This window comes from Leisingera sp. (assembly GCF_034669605.1).
Taxonomy (GTDB): domain Bacteria; phylum Pseudomonadota; class Alphaproteobacteria; order Rhodobacterales; family Rhodobacteraceae; genus Leisingera.
On the sequence record NZ_JAXMOX010000241.1, the window covers coordinates 1 to 6,385 of the forward strand.

Genomic DNA, 6,385 nt, shown 5'->3' on the forward strand with positions numbered 1-6,385 from the left:
TGTCAGGGCACCGGAGGAGATGTAATCGACCCCCGTGGCGGCCACCTCGGCAATGCGGTCCAGACGCATGTTGCCGGAGGCCTCGGTCACCACATGGCCCTTGGCGAGCTCCACGGCCTTGATCAAGGTGGGAGTGTCCATGTTGTCCAAAAGCACCACGTTGGCGCCGCCAGTGGCGATGACTTCGGTCAACTGGTCCAGGGTGTCGACCTCGATTTCCACCTTCATCATGTGGCTGACGCTGGATTTGGCGGCCTCTAGAACGGCGCGTATCCCGCCTGCCGCGGCGATGTGGTTGTCCTTGATCAGGATCGCATCCGACAGACCGAAACGGTGGTTATAGCCGCCGCCATGCAGTACCGCCTGCTTCTCGGCAATGCGCAGGCCCGGCGTGGTCTTGCGGGTGCAGGTGATGCGTGTGGCGGTGCCCTTGGTCTCCGTAGCAAAGGCCGCTGTCAGCGTGGCAATGCCGGTCAGCCGGCCTGCAAAGTTCAGCGCCACGCGTTCACCCGAGAGGATCGAGGCGGCGGAGCCTTCGATGGTCATCAGCGTGTCGCCCTTCCGGCATGGGCTGCCGTCCGGCAGGAGCGTTTCCACCTTCAGCCCGGCATCCACCAGGTGAAAGGCGATGCGGGCGATCTGCATCCCGGAGACCACGCCGTCCTCGCGGGCGTTCAGCCGGGCGGAGTAGGTGGCGGAGGCCGGGATCACTGCGCGGGTGGTGATGTCACCGTTCTGGCCCAGGTCCTCCATCAGCGCTGCACGCACCATCGGTTCCAGTATCAGGTCGGGCAGGGTGGCGAATTGAGTGCTCATGTCAGCTCCTTCACGGCCTTGGCACGGATCGCCATGGCCTCGTCCAGGGTGATGCGGGTGCGATGGGCCTGCGCGGGGTCGGCCGTGGGGAAATCGTCCCGGAAATGACCGCCGCGGCTTTCCTCGCGCTGAAGCGCAGCAGCAGTGATCAGCGTGGCCGTGGCGCACATATTGGTAAAGTTCTCGTCCGCGGCCTGCTCGTCTTCGAGCTGCGCAATGGCTGCCAGTGCTTGTTTCAGGCCGTGGGCGGTGCGGCGTACCCCGGCATGGGCGGTCATGGCCTGCCGCAGGTTTTTGACTGCTGCAGCGTCCAGATCCTGACCGCCCGGCGGGAAGCTGGGATGGATCGCATCCACATTTGCAGGAGGATCCAGCGACGCGATGTCATGCGCTGCATTGCGGGCATAAACGAGCGCTTCCAGCAGGCCGTTGGAGGCCAGCCGGTTGGCGCCATGCAGGCCGGTGGAGGAGGCCTCGCCGCAGACCCAGAGGTTCTGGAGGCTGCTGCGGCCCTGCAAATCGGCCTCGACCCCGCCCATGTGGTAATGCGCGGCAACAGCGACCGGGATGGGGTCTTGCACCGGGTCGATGCCAGCACGGGCGCAGGTTTCCGCAACTGTGGGGTAGCGGGTCAGAACCTCGGCGCCAAGCGCATCGCGGGTGTCAAGCATCGGGCGGCGGCCGCTTTGCGTTTCGGCAAAGATTGCGCGGGCAACAATGTCGCGGGGCGCAAGCTCGGCGTCCGGGTGCTCTGCCAGCATAAAGCGTTCCCCATGCGCGTTGATCAGCACCGCGCCTTCGCCGCGCAGCGCCTCGGTTGCCAGCGGGGCGGGATCCTCGCCAATGTCAATGGCCGTGGGATGGAACTGCACAAATTCCGGGTCGGCGATGCGGGCGCCTGCGCGGGCGGCAAAGCCGATCACCTGGCCGCGGATGCGCGGCGGATTGGTGGTATGGGCATAAAGCCCGCCGGAGCCGCCGCCGGCCAGCAGCACGCCGGGGCATTTGATCAGCACCGGGGCAGAGGCCGCATCGGCGCGGGTGATCCAGATTCCCGTGACAGTGCTGCCTTCGGATTCAAGCCGCACTGCCTGAGTGTTTTCCAGCACCTGTACGGAGGGAGCTGCGCGCACGGCAGAAATCAGTGTCTGCATGATTTTTTCGCCGGCCTGATCGCCCTTTACGCGCACCACGCGGGCGGCGGAATGGGCGGCTTCGCGGCTCATCACATAGTTGCCGTCCGGATCGCGGTCAAACGGCGTGCCGAGGTCGGTCAGGTCCAGGATGTGCGCGCGCGCGACCCGGGTGACCATCGCGGCAACCTCTGCGTCGACCGTGCCGGCACCCGCCTGCAGAGTATCGGCTGCGTGGGCCTCGGGCGTGTCGTGATTGGCCATGGCCGCCGCAACGCCGCCCTGCGCCCAGGCCGAGCTGGCGCCTTCCCCCAGGGTTTCCGGCGAGATCACCAGAACCGGCCGCGGTGCCAGCTCAAGCGCGGCGTAGAGCGCGCCAAGGCCTGCGCCGGCAATGACAATGCGGCCGGTTTCGATCACAGATCAGACGCCCAGCTTCTGGCTGAGATCGATCATCCGTTGAACAGCCACCCGGGCCTTTTCGGCCACTTCCAAGTCCACCACGACCGGTTCGGTCATTGTGTGCAGCGACCACAGGATCTTCTCCAGCGTGATCTTCTTCATGTAGGGGCACATGTTGCAGGGGCCGACAAACTCGACCTCGGGCAGCTGGTCTGCGATGTTCGAAGCCATCGAACATTCGGTGATCAGCATCGCCTTTTCGGGCTTCTCGTCGGTCACATATTTCAGAATGCCGCTGGTGGAGCCTGAGAAATCGGCCTCGTTCACCACATCGGGCGGGCATTCCGGGTGCGCAATCAGCCGGGTGCCGGGGTTCCATTCGCGGAAATCGCGAAGATCCTGCGCGGTGTACCGCTCGTGTACGATGCAGGAGCCTTCCCACCAGACCACGTTTTTTTGCGGCACCTGTTTGGCGACGTTCTGGGCCAAATACTGATCCGGTGTCATGATGACCGTGTGGCTGTCTTGCGCCGCTACGATCTGAGCCGCGTTCGACGAGGTGCAGCAGATGTCTGACGCTGCTTTCACCTCAGCCGTGGTGTTCACATAAGAGACCACTGGCGCACCTGGATATTTGGCGCGCATCTGCTCAATGCCTTCGGCGGTGATTGATTCCGCCAGCGAGCAGCCGGCTTCCATGTCGGGAATCAGCACGGTTTTATCCGGGCTGAGGATCTTGGAGGTCTCTGCCATGAAGTGCACGCCGCACTGGACGATCACATCGGCCTCGACATTTGCGGCTTCGATCGCCAGCTGCAGGCTGTCGCCAACCACATCCGAGACACCGTGATAGATCTCGGGGGTCATGTAATTATGTGCCAGGATCACCGCGTTGCGTTGCTTTTTCAGCTCCAGAATGGCCGCGACATAGGGCGCATGGGTGGCCCATTCGATGGGATTCACCACGCGGTCCATGCGCGCGTAGACATCCGTCATCTGTTCGGCAAGGGCAGGATCGGGTGCCAGATCATACTGGCTGGCGAGTTGATCCCGCATGGATTGCAGGTCGAACATGGCAAGTCCTCAAAGTTGCGTCCAGGGGGACACTTTGGACGGGGGTTGTTTCATGTTCATTTCGCGCACGCAAGCATGCGTGAGCGGAATTGCTGCTAAAAGCGGTGATTTGGCGCTAACAGACGGCATCCTTGGGAGGCCGTTCTTTTCCAGATGGGTATCGGGGGTAGAATTTTCCAGCCGGATTGCCGTTTTTGGCTGTCCCGGAGTCTTCTCCTGTGATTTGGAGCCGCGCAAAGCCATGTTAGACCAGCGCCGTATGTGGCCCCTGGGAGAGTGACCGGACGCAATGAATGATCTGTGGGCAGGACTGAGCCAGGCCATTTGGCTGCTGGTGACGCTGGATGCGGACCTGGTGGAGATCACTCTGCGGTCTTTGCGCGTGACGCTGACGGCCCTGATCATCGCCTGTGCCATCGCGTTGCCGCTGGCGGCTTTTCTCGCGGTCAAGCGGTTCCGGCTGCGCCGGGCCACGATTGCTGTGCTGAACGCGCTGATGGGGCTGCCGCCGGTGGTGGTGGGGCTGGTGGTCTATGTGTTCCTGTCGCGGGCCGGGCCGTTCGGGGTGTTCGGATTGCTGTTCACACCCACAGCGATGATCATCGCGCAGGTGATCATCGTTGTGCCCTTGGTGGCCTCGGTCGCGCATCAGTCGCTGCGCGAGCTGTGGAGTGACTACCACGATCTGCTGATCTCGATGAACGCGACCCAGTTGCAGCGCATTCAGGCGCTGTTGTGGGACGGGCGGCGGGCGCTGCTGACCGCGGCGCTGGCAGGATTTGGCCGGGCGATTGGCGAGGTCGGCGCGATCATGGTGGTGGGCGGCAATATCGACCACGCCACGCGGGTGCTGACCACGGCAATTGCGCTGGAAACCGGCAAGGGCGAGTTCGCCATGGCGCTGGGGCTGGGCTTTGTGCTGATCGCGCTGGCAATTGCGGTCAACCTGGGGATCCACTGGCTGGGCCGGACCGAGAGCGAGGGGCGGTGGTGATGCAGATGTTCCCGCTGGTGGCCCAAGGCGCGCAGGTGCGCCGCCGAAGCAAGGTTCTGGTCGGCCCGGTCGATCTGACCCTGGGCGGGCAGGGCACATCAATTGTCATTGGCCCCAACGGGGCGGGCAAGACCACGCTTTTGAAGATGCTGCATGGGATTATCCGGATGAACGGCGGCAGCTTGGACTGGGCCTGCCCGCTGGAGGAGGCGCAAAGGCGCCAGGCCTTTGTGTTCCAGACCCCGGTGATGATGCGGCGCACGGTGATCGAAAACATCGCCTATCCACTGAGGCTGACCGGGGTGGACCGCAAGGAAGCGCGTGCCCGCGCGGCGGATTGGGCCGCACGCGTGGGGCTGGGAGAGATCCTGCAGCGCCAGGCCACCATGCTGTCGGGCGGCGAGCGGCAGAAACTGGCCCTTGCCCGCGCCTTGGTGCGCGAGCCGGAAGTGTTGTTCCTGGACGAGCCTTGTGCAGCCTTGGACGGGCGCGCGATGCGGGAGATCGAGGAAATCCTTGCCCATGCCTCAGGCAGCGGCACGCGGCTGATCATGTCCACCCACAACATGGGCCAGGCGCGGCGGCTGGCGGATGAGGTGATCTTTGTCCTGCATGGCCGCATTCACGAATTCAGCCCGGCAGGGGATTTCTTTGCCGGGCCCCACACCGCGCAAGCGCGCGCATTTCTGAACGGAGATATTGTCGAATGAAACGTCTGATTATTGGTGCCGTTGCATCCATGGCTTTGACTACAGCCGCGCTGGCGGAAGAGATGAAGATGGCGGTGACCACCTCCTTCCACAACTCGGGCCTGGCGGAAATCCTGCTGCCGGAAATCAAGAAAGACCTCGGACTGGATGTGCAGCTGCTGGTGGTTGGCACCGGCCAGGCGATCCGGCTGGGCGAAGCGGGGGATGTGGATGCGATTCTGGTGCATTCCCAAAAGGCTGAAGAGAAGTTTCTGGCGGGCGGTTACGGCACCCACCGCCGCGAGATCATGTATAATGATTTTGTCTTCATTGGGCCTAAGGCGGATGCGGCTGGCGTGTCCGGCGCCGCGGATGCAGCAAGCGCGTTGCAGAAGATTGCCGGAGCAGAGGCTGCCTTTGTCAGCCGTGGAGATGACAGCGGAACTCATAAGAAAGAGCTGAGCCTGTGGGCTGCGGCCGGCGTCGATCCGGAGGGGTTCGGCGACTGGTACCGCGCAGTTGGTGCGGGGATGGGGGCTGCGCTTAATACGGCGTCGGGCATGGACGGTTATATCATGTCCGACCGGGCGAGCTGGCTCAACTTTGGCAACAAGGGCGGCTTGGCGCTGCTGTTTGCAGGCGATCCGGTGCTGTTCAACCAATACGCCTATATCCCGGTGAACCCGGAAAAGCATGGCCACGTGAAGAACCGCCTGGCAATGCAGCTGGAGGATTGGCTGGTTTCGGACAAGGCTCAAGATCTGATCAATGGCTATCAGATCAATGGCGAGACATTGTTTGTGTTCAACGCCAAGCAGTAAAACCGTTTGGTTTGCACGCTGAGCCCCTGCTGTCCGCAGGGGCTCTTTTTTTGGGCAGTGCTCCCGCCCTTTCGAGGCATTGAAAATACCCTGCAAAGGATGAGCGTAGCAGCTGTGCTGCCCACGGCTGGGGGGCGGAAATTCAGCAGGCTGCAGTTGAAGCTCCAGCAGTTGCGCGCCGCGTGTCAGCGTGGCGCCAGGTCCAACTGAGCGGCGCATTCTTACAATGTGCCGGAATGCGCTGCTGATTGGCTGGGCCGGGCGGCGATTTTAGGCAACCGTATTGATGACCGGCCTGCGGCTGGTGTCTATGGTGGCGACGAGAGGCGGCGTGGAAGTCTCGGTTCAGGTTCGGATGTTGGAACTCTTGCAGGGCCCCGCAGCGTGAAGGCTGAAGGCTGATGGCGCCAGCGCCGGGCCGCGTTAGTATCGGGCGTGGCGCCGAGATCGGAAGAG

The 6,385-nt window shown here is 63.2% G+C and carries 6 protein-coding genes; 3 read left to right on the forward strand and 3 right to left on the reverse strand.

All coding sequences use genetic code 11. The annotated features are described in order from the left end of the window. The 3 genes from nadC to nadA form a co-directional block, all read right to left on the reverse strand. A partial coding sequence (gene nadC, locus VOI29_RS21525) for a carboxylating nicotinate-nucleotide diphosphorylase (protein ID WP_323783558.1) occupies positions 1–816 on the reverse strand: 816 nt, incomplete at its 3' end. Next, positions 813–2,369 (reverse strand): L-aspartate oxidase, encoded by a 1,557-nt coding sequence (locus VOI29_RS21530; RefSeq protein ID WP_323783560.1) that lies wholly within the window; start codon positions 2,367–2,369, stop codon positions 813–815. The genes VOI29_RS21530 and nadC, both read right to left, overlap by 4 nt. Before the next feature lie 3 nt (positions 2,370–2,372). Further along, on the reverse strand, positions 2,373–3,425 hold the full coding sequence (nadA, locus tag VOI29_RS21535) for a quinolinate synthase NadA (RefSeq protein ID WP_323783562.1): 1,053 nt from the start codon (positions 3,423–3,425) through the stop codon (positions 2,373–2,375). Between the two features lie 289 nt (positions 3,426–3,714). On the opposite strand from nadA, the gene VOI29_RS21540 reads away from it, so the two are divergent. Genes VOI29_RS21540 through VOI29_RS21550 form a run of 3 tightly spaced genes read left to right on the forward strand, consistent with a single transcriptional unit; the run spans position 3,715 to position 5,929 of the window. Next, entirely contained in the window at positions 3,715–4,419 is a 705-nt protein-coding gene (locus VOI29_RS21540) for an ABC transporter permease (protein ID WP_323783564.1), read from the forward strand. After that, positions 4,419–5,129 (forward strand): ATP-binding cassette domain-containing protein, encoded by a 711-nt coding sequence (locus tag VOI29_RS21545; RefSeq protein ID WP_323783566.1) that lies wholly within the window; start codon positions 4,419–4,421, stop codon positions 5,127–5,129. Before VOI29_RS21540 ends, VOI29_RS21545 begins: the two co-directional genes overlap by 1 nt. After that, the gene (locus VOI29_RS21550; RefSeq protein ID WP_323783568.1) at positions 5,126–5,929 is read left to right on the forward strand and encodes a substrate-binding domain-containing protein; all 804 of its coding nucleotides are present in this window, start codon (positions 5,126–5,128) and stop codon (positions 5,927–5,929) included. Before VOI29_RS21545 ends, VOI29_RS21550 begins: the two co-directional genes overlap by 4 nt. The last annotated feature ends 456 nt before the right edge of the window (positions 5,930–6,385 follow it).